This window comes from candidate division TA06 bacterium, from assembly GCA_004376575.1.
In the GTDB taxonomy this organism is placed as follows: domain Bacteria; phylum Hydrothermota; class DG-26; order E44-bin18; family E44-bin18; genus E44-bin18.
In genome coordinates, this window is the sequence record SOJN01000079.1 from 1 (window position 1) to 17,677 (window position 17,677).

Sequence of the window (17,677 nt, forward strand, 5' to 3'; positions counted from 1 at the left end):
GTCTACCTGACATTTCGTATTTGCGAAACACTGACATTATTGTATTGCGGCGACACGCAAGAAAAAAGAAGTCTCGTGTCTGGCCCTTCTTCAGCCTTCCGGGCAAACTCAAGGGGACTCGGGATGACAGGAATACAAGAGTGCGGCCTAAACAAAGTACGAGGTACGAATTGCGAGGGACAAAGGAGGAACAAGGCGATTTTAGTTCTACCATCTCCGATTTTGATCTTCAGTCTGAAATAAAGGGCTCCACCGGCAGCGAGAAGTAGACAATAACTGCAAGCCACATTACCATCAGGACCAGAGAATAGGTGAGAGGAACCCATATAAGGTATAATAGCGAGATCGCAACTACTAAAGCGCCGCTAATCTTCGATCCCATGCTGGTATTCTTCCATGCCCACTCAAACGCGTTCTTGTAAAGATTGTAGCCACACAGAGAACATCGTCTCTGTTGGGGTCTATTCCTTGCCTGGCACTGAGAACAAATGTTTGTTTTTTTCTTCTGCTCAATGGCAAACATCCGCCTCATCAGTTCTTCCTTTTCCGCCAGCCTATCCCTGTATCCGGACTCCTGTCCGGGAAACATCTCGGCTGCAATATGGTATTCTTGTGCCGCTTGCAGATATCTATCATATCGTTCAAACACTCTGGCCAGACCCATGTGGCCTACAACATTGCCAGGATTCTTCTTTACCGTCCTGGTAAACTTGGCCACCTCAGCCACTTCTTTCTTTCTCTTCCACGTCCGCCTTATGACCTCGTTCCTTATCATGAGGAAGATGGCTAAAGGAACCAGAACGACACCGATGAATCCAACTGCAAGCATAATCAGAACAGTGCTTGGTGCCAGGAGAACCATGAGGAGAACCCAGATTCCCGCAAACACGAGAAGAAAATGGGGCAGCTCCATCTTAAGTCCACCCTCAGCAACCCTGCCCACGCTCAGGAACACCAAGGTTGCCACTCCTGCCAGAAACAATAAGCCGTATATGCCGTAGACAATCATTTAAGAGACAATCAATAGAAGAAGCCTCTTGCCGGCGAAACATAGACTACATGAGGCTTCCCCTTGATGCCTGCCATCTTCGCTGCTGTATCGATAGCATCTTGAAGTGTGCCTATCTCATCGACAAGCCCGAGCATCTTCGCTTTTCTTCCTGTATACACCTTCCCCTGCGCCATCTCATACACCTTACTCTTGTCAAGACCCCTGCCTTCAGAAACCTTGGCAACGAAGTCGTCATAGAAGTGGTCAATATGCTCCTGAAAAAGCCGTCTCTCCTCCTCTGTGAACCTCCTCGCAGGGGAGAAGGCATCTGAATGCTCAGCACTCTTGATCGTTTCAGGGTTTATCCCCAGTTTCTCGTATGTCCCCGCCAGCACGGCCTTCCCGCCAAAGACACCAATTGAACCGGTGATAGTGGTTGGATCGGCAATAATCTTGTTTGCACCGCATGAGATATAATAGCCTCCAGAGGCTGCCAGGTCCGACATTGACACCACAATTGGTTTTCCACTCTTCTTGACCTTCTCAACCTCTCTCCATATGAGATCAGAAGCGAGACCATCTCCTCCAGGGCTGTCTACTCTGAGGACTATTGCCTTCACCGACCCGTCGCCCCTCAGTCTTCTCAACTGCCGAACGATTGTTTCAGAACCCATATATTGTGAACCGAAAAGGAAGTCGGTGTGGCTTCGACCCGTGACAATCTCCCCTGACGCCAGGAGTACTGCCACTTTCGGAGGCTTTGTCCAGGAGTAGCTCCGATAGATTCTTCTCCGCATGCCTGCTGTCTTGACCCTATCGGGATTATCTTCCTTCTTTCCCAGGAGTTCCGCAACTACCAGCTTGGCATCATCATAATATCCAATGTGGTCGATGAGGCCAAACCTCTTCGCCTGCTCAGGCCACATTGCGGCCCGGTCGAGAATCTCTTCCATCTTGTCTGTTGATATCTTTCGCGCAGTGGCGATCTTCTCAGTGATCTCCACAAACATACCGTCAACCAGGTCCTGGACCTGTTCTCTTGCCTCCTCAGAGAGTTCCTCCCGGGTGAGCGGTTCAACAGCAGACTTATACTTCCCTGCCCTGATCATATCTGCTTCCACACCTATTTTGTCCAGAAATCCTTTGAGCATCATAACCTGAGCGTAAGGACCTTTCACGATAATCTGGCTGCTCGGGCAGGCAACCACTCTGTCCGCAGCAGAAGCAAGATATACTGCCAGGTCCATACCTCCCTCTTCAAGATAAGCAACCACCTTCTTGCCTGCGGACCTGAGGTCTTCGATTTCTCTTCTCAGTTCGTAGGTGGTCCCCATCCCAGCGGAGAAGCTCTTTATGTTCAGAAGCACGGCCTTAACCGTTCTGTCTTCCCTTGCTTTCCTCAGCTGTGCACGGATTCTCTGAAGGCTTTTTGCAGAGCCCCCGAAGAGGCTGAATCCAGGTGGCGCGTCCTCAATCCTACCCTCTATTCTGACCTCCGCGATCCCACCACCCCTGGCAAGTATTGTCCTGTTTCTGTCCAGAGAAAACGCGACATGCGCGCCGTTCTCTTTCAAGCCATTCGCCGTATCAACGGTTCTCACATATCCCACGCTGGAGTTAAGGAAGTTAATGGATAGGCCAGTCCTAAAAGTCATATCTCTGTCAATTGTTCCTTTGAGCACCACTCCGTCCAGAGGCTCCACCTCCGCTCCGAACTCATAGTGAGACCCTTCCATGTCTTCGCCTTCCTTCCCACTCCACTGACCGAACAGGGTAACCCTGTCTGTCATCGGCCTTAAGCCCAGCCCCACCCTGTAATTCCTATCATAGGTGACAGCACCTATTCCAGGCCTGTTCACATTGTTTGCAACCGCACCCAGCGATATGTACTTGATCGGTCTGATGAGAACACCAAGATCAATCGCGAAATACCTTCCCGGCACCAGGTTCATCCATCTTCCCCTCATGCCAAACGAAGTGGAACTGCCCACCTTCAAACTTGTACAATAAGAAAACGCGCTCCTTTCCTGACCCTTACTCCAGTAGCTGTATCCGAATCCCATTATAGGAGTGGCTGCCGCTATACCGAATCTTCTCAAAGTGTCTATATCCTGTGTATAAAGCAGTGCCAGGTTTGGCGCCCTTCCGGCAGCAAGGCCCGCTGGATTGGCGAATACTGCAAGAGCATCGTCAGAAGTTGCCACCGATGTCACTGTGTAATCCTGAGACAAAACCGAACCAGCAGACAGAAGCACGACTAGACACAACACCAGCCTCATGTGCCACCTCCTTTATGTACAACATGGCGCTCCTGTCCCGCATTGTGCGGGACAGCTGCGCTACCCATGTAATGTAGGTTTTGGTGGAGGGACTGTCAAGTAGTTTCCACGACCTCACTAGAGGCTTCTGAATTGAGCACTGCTGGCAGCCTCGTTCCGAATCTTGTGAGTATGACGGCACCCAATCCAGTCGTCCAGGCTACCCAGATCGCGATCTTCCCCAGTACGCCAACCCCAATACCAGCTGGAATCAAGACGAGGCCCAGGAGACCGGCAAGCAGCGAAAGGACGTAGATGAGAAGGACACCCATTGCAGACGCGGCTACAGGATGAACCTTGTGGCTCTTGAATCTGCTGAAGAAAAGGTTCCCCACCAGAAGTGAGATACCGGCAAGGCCGAAGAAGAACGCTACGATGAGCGCAACAATTGCGAAGGGTATCAAGATAATTCCTACCACACTGACAGCAAGAAGGACGATACTCGGGACAATCAGAACTTCCCCAAGGAGCCCGGTCAGAAAGCATCTCCAGAAGCTTTTGGTTGTAGCAGTCTCCAGCCTGTCCGTGGGTTTCGCCAGGAATGTCACTACCAGAACCACTATAACCAGAACGGCCAAGAAGCGACCCAGTTTTGCCAGGAAAGCAAACCCCGGGGAAGACCTGAAACAACCGATGCCGCCGGTAGCGCTCCAGGGGAAACCTGAACCCCAAGATCCGAAACCTACTGAGACCGATTCACCCTTGACCACTGCATCGTCATGCCGTTGGATACTCCCGAAGACGCTGACTACATCTCCTTTCACAACGGCCGTGGAATCCAGAATCAGAGCCCCACCGATACACACTGCATCACCCTCTACCGTGCCGCTGATCCTGAGTGTTCCTCCTATACATACCACATCACCCTTTGCCATGCCCTTCATTGTGATGCTGCCGCCTATGGAGACGACGTCACCGTCTATTATCTCATTCTCTTTGACAAGGATGCTTTCACCCATTCTCACCAGGTCTTCAGAGCGGACCACCATCTCGGAACCTGTCTCCTCGGTGTCCGGACCCGCCTTGACCGAGGCGATGTCATGCCCCTGGCTGTGGGATCCGAACAGGCTCACTGCCGTGAGCAGGACAAATAGAGTTGAAAACACCGCGATTCTAAATTTTCGCGCGCGCATAGCCGACCTCCCTCGTCGTGTACCAAATACCAAAAGCGGCCATAAGACCGACTGCGACTGCAAGAACAGCAATGCCAGAAACCGGTACATAGCTTGTAGCCTTAACAAGCGCGGTTAGCACCAATCCGACAGGCTTCAGCAGGTTCAGAGCTGCATGCAACCCATGACCCAGCGCCTCAAAGAGGGAAGGTATACCAGCAAGACCCTTTGCGGTTGGAGTTATGGATTTGAGCGCTGCCTCTCTGACCAAGAAACCGAGCAGAACAATCCAAGCACCGACAATGCCGGAGGTTGCCCAGCCAAGAACACCGGTCCAGACTGGCTTCCTTTCAAATCCCAGAGCGGTGAGTACAGCCTGTTCAATACCTCTCGGTGGCCTTTTGACGGGCATCTTGGAAAAGAGCGTGTTAAGACTCCTGAGCCAGTCCAGTTCTCTGCGGCAAAGAGGGCAGCTCTCCATGTGCTTCTCGAAGAGTACCCCTTCTTCACCAGTAAGCTCCCCATCCTCATACGCATCGATCTTATCACAAAGTCGTTCCAACTCGAGACCTCCTACAACACCGCCATTCGAATCAGGATGAACTCTGCTGCCACAAACGCTGCTCCTCCAACCATGGCCACCGCGAAACTCCGAATTTTGTTAAGCATCTCGACCTCCTTTTCCTTTCTCATCTTCAAATACGGAAAACAGAGGCCAAATGTTTCAAAAAAGCCGATCTTCTCCCAAAAAATCCATGCTCTCACCTTCTTACAGCCAAAAACCTCTGGAACCACAGATTAACACACCCTCCTTCGCCCTTCGTGGCTTCGGAGGGCAAGGATTATCACAAGATTATTCTCTGGTCAGGGTTCGGCCATGAGGATGTGGTTCAAATCTGTGTAAATCTCGTGTAATCTCGTGGTTCCACGTTTTCTTTTCGATCTTCTACTTTCGATTTTCGGTAGTAGGGGCAGGGTCTCCCTCCCCAACCAGACGGGCGCGGAAACCCTCCTTCGCCCAAACTTCGCCCTCCTTGACTACGTCTGGCCACGGGCTTCGTGGCTTCGGAGGACACGCCGCGCCCCTACAACAAACGCTTACGCCAAACAAATTGTCATTGCGAGGAGTCGTGAGCCTGTCGAACGACGACGAAGCAATCTCGCAAATACAGATGTCATTCTGAGCCGGAGGCGAAGAATCTGCTTGTGGAATGTCGTTCCGCAAATGCGCCTTCACGCAAACCAAAAAGCAGACTCTTCGCCCTTTGATGGGCTCAGAGTGACAAAGTTCCAGGTAGGGGCGTACTGCAATACGCCACTACTGCAAACCCACCAAAACAGGAACATCAAGACGGGCGCCGAAACGACGCCCCTACAACTGCCTACCATAGATGCCCATTGAAAACCACGCCCAATTGTCGCATAATATGTGAGAAATAGACCCACAGCAAAGGGTGCGTGTATGAATCACTCTGTCAGACATATCGCCTTGCTTCTTCTTGCGGTAGGACTCGTGATCATGTCAGGGCAAACCCTCAATGCTGAGGAACTGTACAATCTAGAAATACTGTTCAAGAAGACCTACAACGACTTGGAACCAGATAGCATAGTCATCTTTGGAGAGGCGATTTGTGGTGCCGGAGACGTCAACGGCGACGGTTACGATGACATTGCTGCAGCAGGCTGGGAGTACAATCCCCCTTTGGGCTGGCGGTGCATGACCTTCGTTTTTCTTGGTGGCAGCCCGATGGATACAATTCCTGACTTCATTCTCAAGGATACCTATTGGGGTGGTTCTCCTTGGGCGAGACTTGCCGGCGGTGACGTGAATGGTGACAGTTTCTCCGATATTGTAGTAGGCCTTCCTTACGGGCCTGGAAACATTGACATATACTTTGGCGGTAATCCCATGGACACAATTGTCGACCTTGTGCTCTGGGAGCCGCCTACCGGGTCAGATTTTGCGTCCGATGTTTCCACAGGTGATGTGAACGGGGATGGGTACTGTGATGTAGTAGCTTCCGACTACTACAAAGATAGCGGTAAAGGTGCTGCATACGTTTTCTACGGGGGGCCACTGCTCGATAATCTCCCCGATATCACGCTAAGGGGCCATGGGGCAGAGGGGTTTGGCATGACTGTGGGAAGCGGTGGCGATGTGAATAGTGATGGATACGATGAGATAGTGGTTGGTGCGTGGGTAAACAGTGAGAAATACTTCGAAGGAGGGAGGGTATACGTCTACTATGGTGGTGATCCGATGGACACAACCTATGACGCAGCTATGTATGGGGAGGGTGTTGGACAGCATCTCGGATGGGATGGAGTAAGCATCGCCGAGAACACGTACACCCACGATTTTGTCATTGCCGGAACTCAATTCTGGCCTCGAGGATTTCCTTTTTGGAGTCCCGGCAAGGTGTATGTTCTTTTCGGCGGAGACCCTATGGATAGCATTCCGGATGTCTGGATGCACGGCCAGACAGATACGAGTTCCCTTGGACCAACCTCAGGGGCTGGAGACATAGATGGGGACGGTGTACACGATGTCATTGCTGGAGCGCATGCTGAGTCCGGTCGCCTAGGGGCTGTCTATGTCTGGCTAGCTGGCATTGGCATGGACACTATACCAGATGCTTGGATCAAGGGGGACAGCGCCTTTGCGGAGCCCGGTTGGAGGGTTGCATCTGCTGGTGACGTTGATGGAGATGGAAAAGACGAAGTGATGCTTTCCAACTACGCAGCAAGCACTCCCAGGCATACAGTCTGGGTATGCAAGTATACCGGAACGGGCATTGATGAAGAGCATGTCCTGAAATCGCCTGTTCAACCTTCTCAACGCATTAGTTGTATCCCCAATCCATTCCGCCACTCCACAACCATTAGAATTTCACCACAGAGATACACAGAGGGAACACAAGATCCAGATGTTTTGCTGGCAATACATGATGCGACGGGCAGGCTTATTCGAAGGCTTGAAATTGAGAACAACAGCAGCGCAGTGACATGGGATGGAAAGGACATGAACGGTAAGGACGTAGGGAGTGGTGTGTATTTTGCAAAGGTCAATTCAGCACACCAAGTCCCACCCGAGAAGCTGCTGCTTATCAGGTAACTAATCCCACCACACACAACCTTATGTGCTCGGCGCACCAGTGTTCTGTCATGCGCGCAACAAGTTGCGCTACTCCAGAGGGGTTTGGAGTAGCCGAGCTTGCTCGGCGCGCCAGTGCTCTGTCTGCGCGCAACCCTTCGACAAGCTCAGGGCATGCGAAGCAATCTGGCACAAGCCCGGATTGCGTGGCCGTATTTCGTTTTCTATCTTCTATTTTGGAATCAGGGTTTCAGGGTGGATTTCAGGATTTCCCGGCCCCTTCTTATCCATGTTTTCACTGTCCCCATGGGTACGTCCAGAACTTCTGATATTTCTTGATACGACAGACCCTCTTTGTATCTTAGCAATATGGCGGCTCTCAGGTTCTCCGGTAGAGTCTGAATCGCCTCTTCAATCCGAATCCTTGTCCCTTTTCTCTCGAATCTCTCCCCCGGCCCCGCCGCAGGCTCTACTATTTCTACATCTTCCATGGATACTGTCTCATACTTCTTTTGACGGAAGAAATCCATGCAGCAATTAGAGGCTATTCTGATAACCCAGGAACGGAAGGGGTAATCGGGGTTAAACCTGTGAAGTGACCTGAACGCCTTTATGAATGTCTCCTGCGTCAGGTCAGCCGCGTCATCTTCATTGCCCACTATTCCAAGAATCAGGTTGTACACTCTGAGCTTGTGGAGCGACATGAGCTTTCTGTAAGCCCTCTGGCTCCCTTCCAGCACACTCCTTATGAGAGCGGCCTCGTCGGAAGGCAACTATCAACTCTCCCTTGTAGATTCAGCCCATCTAATCCGTCCTGGCCAACGGGCTGACAGTCCAACCCTCACCCATCTGCCGGACAACAAAGGACGCCCCATCCTCTGTCCTGACTCTGAATGTTCTTGTTCTCTCTCCTGTGCTTATGTCTTCCTCCACTGCCTGTTCACATATGTGGACAATCATCTTCTCCTTGCCGTCCACCAGTATGCTTGAAGGCTTCTCGTCTCCCTTTGACCCGGAGTAGAATTTCACGTTCGTCGTCTGAGCCATACTACGCCTCTACGGAAGCTGTGGGTACTTGTAGTAAGCAGCGCAAGTGCCCTCAGAGGAAACCATGCACGCGCCTTTCGGCTCTACAGGCGTGCACTCTTTGCCAAACAGTTTGCACTGAAGAGGAGTTTTAACCCCCCTCAGTATTTGGCCACATATACAGCCCGGGAATTCCTTTGTTCTTTCTACTTCTACTTCTATGTTCGATTCAGCGTCGAAGGCTGAGAACTTTTCTCCTATGGAAAGGCCGCTCTGCGATACGACTCCGATCCCGCGCCACTCCGCGTCCTTTGTCCCAAACACTCCCTCCATTACAGAAATGGCCTTTGTATTCCCATCTTCTGCCACCACCCTGCTATACTGGTTTTCCACAGACGCGCGCTCCTCTTTCACCTGTTTTGCCAGCATGTATATAGCCTGAAGGATATCGGTCGGCTCAAACCCTGCTACCACACAAGGAACTCTGTACTCTGTGGCCAGAGGCTCATAGCTCCGTGAACCTATTATGGCGCTCACATGCCCAGGACAGATGAATCCACTGACGTTCAGTTCTGGACTATCAACAAGCATTTTCATGGCATTCGGGATCGTCTTATGTCCGCACAGTACGAAAAAATTGTCAAGACCTTCGCGCTGTGCTGCAAGAATCGTGGCAGCCACGGTTGGAGCTGTGGTCTCAAAGCCTATTCCTAGAAAAACGACCTTCCTGTCTCGATTTTCTCTTGCGATGCTGAGCGAGTCCAGGGCTGAGTAAACTATCCTTATATCACCGCCCTGTGATTTCTCCCTGGCCAGGGAAGAGCTCGACCCTGGAACCCGGAACATGTCTCCGAAGGTGACAATGATTGATTGATGGAGCCGTGAGATCGCCATTGCCCTGTCCAGATAGGAGTTGGGGGTGACACAGACGGGACAACCGGGTCCAGAAAGCAACTTCACATTTTCAGGCAGGATGTTTCTTATGCCGTATCTAGCAGCAGACATTGTGTGCGTCCCACATACCTCCATGAACGTGAGACGTTTGCCATCCGCAATCTTGACTATTTTTCTGGCCAGCCCGCGGACAGCTTCTTTGTCCCTGAATTCATCCACATATATCAATTCATTCTCCCATCGACTCTGAAATCTCCCGCAGGAGCTGCAGAGTTTCCTCAGCTTCCTTCTCATCCAGCTTCTCTATTGCAAATCCTGCATGGAGTATCACATAGTCTCCGATCTTGACGCCCTCAATAATAGAGAGGTCCACTTCCCTCTTCAGGCCACCTATCTCACCTTCTGCTTTGCTGCCCTCTATCTTTGTAATCTTAGCTGGTATGCCCAGGCACATTCTTTGCCTCTTACAGATTCGAGTTGGTCACCGCCACCTGCCCCAAAGAGATACCCCCATCATTGGTTGGCACCTGATGATGAACATAAACCTTGAAACCTTCATCTGTCAACATGGGATAGACCTTTGAGAGGAGAAACATATTCTGAAAGACGCCCCCGCTCAAAGCAACCCTGTCCAGTTTCCACGAGCCTCTTATTCTCCAGCACAAATCAAGCACTATCTCAGCCATTGTATTATGAAAAATGTCCGAAATCTTCTCAACTGGGACACCTTTAATATAATCATCAACTATCGCCCTTATCGTCGGTGCGGTATCGACTATCCATCCGTTCTCCTTACCTGAGATCTCATAGGAGTAGGAACCTTCATTCGACTCAGCAGCCGCCATCTCCAGTTCCACTGCAGCCTGGCCCTCGTAGTTTATCGAGTCCCTTATGCCAAGGATTGATGAGACAGCGTCAAAGAGCCTTCCGGCACTGGAGACGAGTGGTGAATTGAACCCCTTTTTTATCATGTCTACGAGCATCTCAATTCTTTTCAAGTCCTGCCTCTGGAAGAGATCAATTCCAAGGTCGAACATATCATCCCCGTAAGCTCCATACAGGTGTGAGACCGCCATCCTGTAAGGCTCCGCTATTGCTGAATCGCCTCCAGGCATCGGCACATAATCGAGATGGCCGACCCTTTTGTAACCCTTGTAGTCTGCTACCATGAACTCGCATCCCCATATGTTACCGTCCTCGCCATAACCTGTCCCGTCGAGGGCCACACCTATCACTTCTCCTTCAATCCCGTTTTCAGCCATGACCGCTGCAATGTGAGCGTGATGGTGCTGAATGCCAAACATTGAAAGCCCATCCAGACCTTTAGCGTATTTCGTGGACAGATAGTCAGGATGAAGATCGTAGGCTATCACCTGGGGGTTGACAGAGAAAAGGTTCGAGTAGTGTTCTATCCCCTGGGTGAAGCTTTCAAAGGTCTCCACATTTTTCAAATCGCCGATGTGGTGGCTTACGAAGGCATGCTGGTCTCTTGCCACACAGAAGGTGTTTTTCAGTTCCGCGCCGCAGGACAGGATGTGTTTCTTGACCTCGAAGGGGAGAGTTATCGGGTTGGGGCTGTATCCCCTGCTCCTTCTTATGATGAACTCGCTTCCGTTCAATTCCCTTGTCACACTATCATCACACCTTGTCTCTATCTCCCTGTTGTGGAGTAGAAAATGGTCCGCTATTGTCTTGAGCCTCTGTCTGGCTTCCGGGTTGTCATACGATATGGGCTCATCCGACAGATTCCCGCTCGTCATCACCAGAACTAACCCCGATTCCTTGAGAAGGAGGTGATGAAGCGGCGTGTAAGGAAGCATGAAGCCCAGATACTTCTGCCCCGGAGCGGCGTCCGCCGCTATCTTTGAATCCTTCCGCCTCCTCAAAAGGACTATCGGTCTCGCTGGTGACTCCAGAAGTCTCCTTTCAAATTCGCTCACATAGCAGTCTTCCTGTATTGCTTGTATGTTAGCGGCCATAAGGGCGAACGGCTTGTCCTCTCTGTATTTCCTCCCCCTCAACCTCTCCACAGCTCCGCTGTTCAAAGCATCGCAGGCGAAATGAAACCCTCCCAGCCCCTTCACAGCGACTATCTCCCCCTCCCTCAAACGCTGAACCGCTGCGCGTATCGCCTTCTCTCCCTTCAGGCTCCTTGAACTCCCTGCGCCATCTTCCAGAAAGACCTGCGGCCCACACATATGGCACGCGTTGGGCTGAGCATGGAATCTTCTCTTTTCTGGGTTTTCATATTCCCGGGCACAGTCCTGGCACATCATGAATTCGCTCATGGTCGTCTTTTCTCTATCGTATGGGATGTCCTTAACTATGGTGAACCTTGGGCCGCAGTTGGTGCAGTTTATGAACGGGTAGCGAAACCTTCTATCCTTCTCATCAAGAAGCTCACCAAGACAATCGCTGCAAGTGGCAATGTCTGGTGACACCAGAGAAGTCTTTTCCTTCTCTTCCTTGCTCATATCTATCTTGAATTCCCCGTAGCCCGCCGGATTGAGTGATCTCACCTCAATCGTCTGTATGGAAGCGCGGGGGGGGAGTCTTCCTTCAAGCCCATCAATGAACTTTGAAAGCTCTCCCGCATCGCCTTCTATGTCTATCGTCACGCCCCTACTGTCATTCCGAACGAACCCTTTCAAGTGGTGTTCCTTCGCAAGCCGATATACAGCCGGCCTGAAGCCCACACCCTGGACAATACCGGTTATCTCCACAATCCTTCTTTCTTTTTCCTTGAGGGATTCTTTCATTATTGTCCTTACTTGAACTCTTTCACCCGGAGCTTCAGCCACTCAACCCATTTGTCCATTCCCTCGTCAGATCTGGCTGAAACTTCGAAAACTTTGGAATTTGCAGCAACGTTATTTATGTGTCCCCGCAACTTAACAATGTCAAAATCCAGATGGGGAAGAAGGTCTATCTTATTGACGAGAACCGCGTGCGCCATACTGAACATAGCCGGATATTTTATCGGCTTATCCTCTCCCTCTGTCACACTCACCACAACCACCTTTATGTGCTCGCCCAGATTGTATCCTGAAGGGCATATAAGATTACCAATATTCTCTATGAAGAGCACATCCAGCTTCTTAAGATCAAAAGTCGGCAAGGCCCTCTTTACCCACTGAGCTTCCAGGTGGCACGCGCCACCAAAAGTGTCTGTGTCTATCTGAACCACACTTGCATTGTGCTCTGACAACCTTTCCGCATCGCGTGTCGTGGCCACATCACCGGCAATCACCCCCACATTCACCTCTGGCATGAGCGCCTCTATCGTCTTCTCCAGTATTGTAGTTTTTCCAGAACCGGGCGATGACATCATGTTCACTCCAAAGATCCCGTTTTCTGAAAGCAGGGCGTTTATCTCCCGGGCTATTAATTCGTTCGCTGCAAGCACTTCCTCGAGAACTTTTATCTCCATTCTCTATTCCTCCACATCAATGGATTCGACTAACAATTCACGTCCAGCGGTTATCTCGATGTTGAAGGATGAACAGGATGGGCAAAGAAATACAGGTTCTCCTATTTCGAACTCTTTTCCGCACTGCTTGCACCTCCCCCTCACAGGAACCTCCACTATATCAAGACTGGCAGACTCAAGTGGCGTATCCTTCTTCAGAAACTCGAAATAGAACTGCAAGCAATCCGGAACAGCCGTCGACATCTTTCCAACTTTCAGTCTCACGTTGGAGACTCTTGAGTCTGCTCCCACCTCCTCGAGTTTATCGCAAACCACTTTTACTATGTTCTCTACTATCGAGAGTTCGTGCACCTAGCAAATCCTTGGAAGCTGGTCATCGACCAGCAAATCAAGTATTCTCCTGCTTCCTATTTCGGTTCTGGCCATGACCAAAGAGGCCGGTTCCTTCACGATTTCTCCAACCACCTCTGCCTTTTCGCCAAGAGGATGCTTTCTCATCGCCTTCAGCACCTTCTCCTTGTCCGCGCTCCCACAAACCACCACCACCTTGCCTTCGTTGGCAACGTAGAGTGAATCCATGCCCAGAATCTCACACAACGCCTTCACCTCTTCCCTCACAGGTATCTTCTCCTCGTCGACCAGAACACCAAACCCCATGCCAGAGGCAAGCTCGTTCAATATTGTTGCGAGACCGCCCCTCGTAGCGTCCCTCATGAACTTTATGTCCGCTCCAGAAGACAATATACCAGAAATCAATGTGTTCAGTGATGCGCAATCGCTCTCTATCGAAGCCTCAAAGCCAAACCGCTCTCTGCTCATTAAAACAGCCATCCCGTGATCTCCAACCGTACCATTTATCAATATGGAGTCTCCGGGCTTCACCCTCTCTCTCCGAAGATCTATACCAGAGGAGACGACTCCAACACCTGAGGTGTTCAAAAAGACCCCGTCTCCACTCCCTTTTTCCACCACCTTGGTGTCCCCTGCCACAATCGCCACTCCAGCCTCTTCTGCGGCCTTCTTCATGGAATTGACTATTCTTTTGAGAGACTCAATCTCATATCCTTCTTCAATGATGAATCCGCACGTGATGAACAGAGGCTTTGCTCCCATGACACAAAGGTCATTCACAGTCCCGCACACTGCAAGCTTTCCCAGGTCTCCCCCACTGAAGAATATGGGCCTCACCACATACGAGTCTGTTGTGAAGGCAACTTTTTGGCCTTCAAGATCGAGCAGTGCTGCGTCAGTCAAGGTTGAAAGCCAGGGGTTGTCAAACGAACCCACAAAGACCTGATCCACCAGATCCTTCGTCAGCTTGCCGCCACTCCCGTGCCCCAAGAGTATCTCAGGACTTCCCATATTCGGCCGCGATTCTCCTTGCAGTCTCAATGGCATCAGTTTTTGTTTGCACCTTCCCCTCATCCCTCTCATTTTCAACCTCTTTGAGGATCTTACCGAAGATTGGGCCCGGGGTGAGTCCGAGAATTCCAATCAGATCTTTGCCCGTAATCAGTGGGGGAGGAACTACTTCTTCTTTTCTCTCCGTGTAGAAGTGGAGAATCCCGTCAATTGTCGTAGAAAGTGGCTGTGAAGACTTCTCCGGACCCACCGAGGCAAGCGAGTCTGCCCACGCAAGAACCAGGACCCCGATTGCTTCATCCCCGAGTTGTCTGAAGAACTTCCTTATCGCCCTCTCTGTTACCTCATCCTGACCTGCAAGTAAGTGGGGCCACATGTGATTCTTGATGAGGACAAAGAGCGTCTTTGCTTCCTTCTTGCTCATTCGAAGGCCTTTCAGGGCAAACTCCTCAATCTTCTCTGCACCGGTTCTGTCGTGTCCATAGAAGTGAAGCCTCTGGTCCTCGCCCGGCTGGAGCGTTTCCGGCTTTGCGATGTCGTGCAAAAGACCGGCCATCTTCAGAAGAGCGCTTTTGTTGGGAAGAGAGTAAAGGTACTCATTTACGATGCCCGTGAACGGGGCGAAAGGGGTCGAGCTCAGGTGATTGACCACATTCTCCATCTCCTGGTACGTTCTCAAGGAATGATCAAAGACATCGAGAGGATGAAGTTTGTTTTGAGCAACCCCTTTTGTCGGTTCCAGCTGCGGGAAAACAGTGCACAGGACTGAAGCTTCCGCCATCAGCGACAGAGAACCGTATGAGTTAACCTGTGAAAAGATGAGCATGACTTCATAAGAAATTCTCTCCGCGGCAACTCCCTTGAGAAGTACCCGTTCTCTTGTCGCGGCTTTGAGAGTCGTCTTCTCAATCTCGAAGCCGAGTTCTGCAGCAAATCTGAATGCTCTGAGGACACGGAGTGGATCCTCCCTGAATGAGTTCTTTGACGTAGCTCTCAAGACCTTCTTTCCCAGGTCGGAGAGACCCCCGAACGGATCTATCACTACACCTTCGCCTTCGAGAAGTTCTCTCAAATCTACTGCCACAGAGTTGATGGTGAAGTCTCTTCTCTCGAGGTCTGGCAAAAGACATCCTTTGGGAAAGCCTGTAAAATCATAAGTGTAGTCTCCAGCTACAACTCTCGACTCATCCAGCTCTGCATCGAGAGGGATGAAACGACCTTTGACTTTGGAGGCGAACTTCCTGGCAACTCCAACAGCGTCACCTTCCACAGCCAGGTCAATATCATTGTATTCTCTCTTCAGAAAGAAGTCTCTTATTGGTCCTCCCACGAGGTAGACTCTTTTCTTTTCTGCTGCTTCGAGAACAGCTCCCATGGGAAGTGATTCTAGTTTTTGAGCAAGGGATTTGATGTTCATGCTCTTGTCAGTATGTCCGGGCCTGACTTTGTAATCGCCACACAGTGCTCAAAGTGGGCGGAGAGCTTCCCATCAGCAGTGAGTGCGGTCCATCCATCTTCAAGTATCTTCACTTCCGATGTGCCCTGATTGACCATTGGCTCTATGCAGAGAACCATGCCCTCAACAAGCCGCGGTCCGCGGTGAGGCTTCCCGAAGTTTGGTATCTGAGGTTCTTCGTGAAGCTCCCTCCCTATGCCGTGACCAACAAACTGCCTGACCACAGAGAACGAATTTGCCTCAGCATGATTCTGTATAGCGTGAGATATATCGAGGAGTCTGTTCCCCACCTTCGCCTGCTCCAGACCTTTGAAGAGAGCTTCTTCTGTAACTCTCATGAGTTTCTCCGCTTCGGTGTCTATCGAACCTACCGAGCCGGTTAGGGCTGCATCACCATGGAAACCGTTTAGCTTGACTCCTATGTCAAAGGAAACTATGTCTCCTTCTTTGAGCTTCCTGTCGTCGGGTATGCCGTGTATGATGCCATCGTTTACCGACGCGCAGAGGGCGGCGGGATAGCCCCTATACCCGAGGAATGCTGGATAACCGCCCCGTTCTCTTATGTGAGCTTCCGCGACAGCATCCAGTTCCTTTGTCGTTATCCCTGACTTGCATGATTCCTTGAGTATCTGCAGCGTTTCAGCAACTATGCGGCAGGCCTTTCTTATCTCTTCAACCTCTTCTTTGCTCTTCAGTTCAATCACTGTTACTATCCTTCAGTTTTCGAACAGACTCTTCAGCATGAAATGAGCTCCGAACAAAAGCATCAGAGGCGACGTGTCCAAACCCCAGTCCGTATCCAAACTCCTCAAACTCCTCAAACTCCTCGGGGGTGTAGTACTTCTTCACACGAAGGCTTTTCCCGGGAGGCCTCAAATACTGGCCCACGGTCAAGACTGACACACCGCACGTCCTCAAGTCTATCATCACATCCTTCACCTGCCTTGCCGTTTCTCCCAGGCCGACCATCAGTCCGCTCTTGGCCACAATTGAGGAGTCGAGTTCACCTATCTGACCAAGAAGCTCGAGAGACCGAGAGTAGCTGGCCTTGTTTCTGACTGATGAGTAGAGTTGGGGCACAGTTTCTACATTGTGGTTTACGACATCGGGCTTTGCCCGTATAACTTTCCGTAGCGGTTCTTTCTCTCCGTTGAAGTCGGGCACCAGAACCTCTACAGTGGATTCAGGAAGCGCAGAACGAACACTTTTTATCACGTTTACAAAATGGGAAGCGCCCCCATCATCAAGGTCATCTCTGGAAACAGAGGTCAGGACCACGTGTTTCAGATTAAGATGCGATGCGACCTGCGCAACCCTTTCTGGTTCGTCTTCGTCCAATGGAACTGGCTTACCGTGCTTCACTCCGCAGAAAGAACAGTTTCGTGTGCAGACATCCCCCATTACCAGGAATGTCGCAGTCCCCTTACCAAAGCATTCGCCTACATTGGGGCACTTGGCCTCCTCGCAGACTGTGTGCAGGCCATGGCTCCTCAGCAGTGACTTCATTGCCGAAAGCGAGGCCTTGTCCGGCCTCTTCCTCTTTATCCACTCCGGTATCTTCATTCCTGACATAACAGCTTTACAATATAGCACCAGCCCCACGGAAAATCAAACGAAATAGGCAGAAAAGCGACGCCAGGCGGAGTCTGGCGTCAGCCGAACAATCTCCCAAAAGCAGATTCTTCGTTTCACTCCCCGTGTGTCTCGCTTCGCGAGAAACGGGGCAGGCAGGATGACAATTGATTTCTTGTCAGTATTCGTCATTGAGACAGAGCCTGTCCTTCGAGACCATCTAGACTCCTCGATTTTCGATCTTCCATTTTCGATTTTCGTGTTTCGAGTGTATGAGTCCGGGGGACAGGCACGCACTTTTGAACTTTTCAGAAATTGGGAACTCCAAACTACTAACAGCAAAAGCAGATTCTTCGTTTCACTCAGAATGACAATTCGTTTCTTGTCAGTATTCGTCATAGAGACACAGCCTGTACTTCGAG

At 50.8% G+C, this 17,677-nt stretch carries 16 protein-coding genes; 1 reads left to right on the top strand and 15 read right to left on the bottom strand.

Features of this window, described 5'->3' with window-relative positions; genetic code table 11:
• Window positions 1-229: 229 nt before the first annotated feature.
• The 4 genes from E3J62_06940 to E3J62_06955 all read right to left on the bottom strand — a co-directional run bounded on the left by E3J62_06940 (window position 230) and on the right by E3J62_06955 (window position 4,983).
• Complete coding sequence (locus tag E3J62_06940) at window positions 230-1,009, bottom strand: hypothetical protein (protein TET45614.1); 780 nt, start codon at window positions 1,007-1,009, stop codon at window positions 230-232.
• Between the two features lie 11 nt (window positions 1,010-1,020).
• Complete coding sequence (gene sppA / locus E3J62_06945) at window positions 1,021-3,270, bottom strand: signal peptide peptidase SppA (GenBank protein ID TET45615.1); 2,250 nt, start codon at window positions 3,268-3,270, stop codon at window positions 1,021-1,023.
• A gap of 95 nt (window positions 3,271-3,365) precedes the next feature.
• Complete coding sequence (locus E3J62_06950) at window positions 3,366-4,442, bottom strand: polymer-forming cytoskeletal protein (protein TET45616.1); 1,077 nt, start codon at window positions 4,440-4,442, stop codon at window positions 3,366-3,368.
• Complete coding sequence (locus E3J62_06955) at window positions 4,423-4,983, bottom strand: hypothetical protein (GenBank protein ID TET45617.1); 561 nt, start codon at window positions 4,981-4,983, stop codon at window positions 4,423-4,425. Before E3J62_06955 ends, E3J62_06950 begins: the two co-directional genes overlap by 20 nt.
• Before the next feature lie 900 nt (window positions 4,984-5,883).
• Between E3J62_06955 and E3J62_06960 the strand changes: the two genes are divergently transcribed.
• A complete protein-coding gene (locus E3J62_06960) occupies window positions 5,884-7,536 on the top strand; it encodes a hypothetical protein (protein TET45618.1) in 1,653 nt (550 codons plus the stop codon).
• Window positions 7,537-7,757: 221 nt separating this feature from the next.
• On the opposite strand, the gene E3J62_06965 is transcribed toward E3J62_06960, so the two are convergent.
• Genes E3J62_06965 through lipA form a run of 11 tightly spaced genes read right to left on the bottom strand, consistent with a single transcriptional unit; the run spans window position 7,758 to window position 17,246 of the window.
• A complete protein-coding gene (locus E3J62_06965) occupies window positions 7,758-8,288 on the bottom strand; it encodes an RNA polymerase sigma factor (protein TET45619.1) in 531 nt (176 codons plus the stop codon).
• 31 nt (window positions 8,289-8,319) lie between these two features.
• The gene (locus tag E3J62_06970) at window positions 8,320-8,562 is read right to left on the bottom strand and encodes a hypothetical protein (GenBank protein TET45620.1); all 243 of its coding nucleotides are present in this window, start codon (window positions 8,560-8,562) and stop codon (window positions 8,320-8,322) included.
• Window positions 8,563-8,571: 9 nt separating this feature from the next.
• Entirely contained in the window at window positions 8,572-9,663 is a 1,092-nt protein-coding gene (hypD, locus tag E3J62_06975) for a hydrogenase formation protein HypD (GenBank protein TET45621.1), read from the bottom strand.
• A gap of 1 nt (window position 9,664) precedes the next feature.
• Entirely contained in the window at window positions 9,665-9,889 is a 225-nt protein-coding gene (locus E3J62_06980; protein TET45622.1) for a HypC/HybG/HupF family hydrogenase formation chaperone, read from the bottom strand.
• Between the two features lie 10 nt (window positions 9,890-9,899).
• Window positions 9,900-12,194: a carbamoyltransferase HypF gene (gene hypF, locus E3J62_06985; GenBank protein ID TET45623.1), complete on the bottom strand. Its 2,295-nt coding sequence runs from the start codon at window positions 12,192-12,194 to the stop codon at window positions 9,900-9,902.
• An 8-nt stretch (window positions 12,195-12,202) separates the two neighbouring features.
• Entirely contained in the window at window positions 12,203-12,865 is a 663-nt protein-coding gene (hypB, locus tag E3J62_06990) for a hydrogenase nickel incorporation protein HypB (GenBank protein ID TET45624.1), read from the bottom strand.
• A 3-nt stretch (window positions 12,866-12,868) separates the two neighbouring features.
• Complete coding sequence (gene hypA / locus E3J62_06995) at window positions 12,869-13,216, bottom strand: hydrogenase maturation nickel metallochaperone HypA (protein ID TET45625.1); 348 nt, start codon at window positions 13,214-13,216, stop codon at window positions 12,869-12,871.
• On the bottom strand, window positions 13,217-14,227 hold the full coding sequence (gene hypE / locus E3J62_07000) for a hydrogenase expression/formation protein HypE (GenBank protein TET45629.1): 1,011 nt from the start codon (window positions 14,225-14,227) through the stop codon (window positions 13,217-13,219). It lies immediately after the preceding gene.
• A complete protein-coding gene (locus tag E3J62_07005) occupies window positions 14,214-15,644 on the bottom strand; it encodes a CCA tRNA nucleotidyltransferase (GenBank protein ID TET45626.1) in 1,431 nt (476 codons plus the stop codon). The genes hypE and E3J62_07005 overlap by 14 nt, the downstream gene beginning before the upstream one ends.
• On the bottom strand, window positions 15,641-16,387 hold the full coding sequence (gene map / locus E3J62_07010; protein TET45627.1) for a type I methionyl aminopeptidase: 747 nt from the start codon (window positions 16,385-16,387) through the stop codon (window positions 15,641-15,643). The genes E3J62_07005 and map overlap by 4 nt, the downstream gene beginning before the upstream one ends.
• Entirely contained in the window at window positions 16,380-17,246 is an 867-nt protein-coding gene (lipA, locus tag E3J62_07015) for a lipoyl synthase (GenBank protein TET45628.1), read from the bottom strand. Before lipA ends, map begins: the two co-directional genes overlap by 8 nt.
• Window positions 17,247-17,677 lie beyond the last annotated feature (431 nt).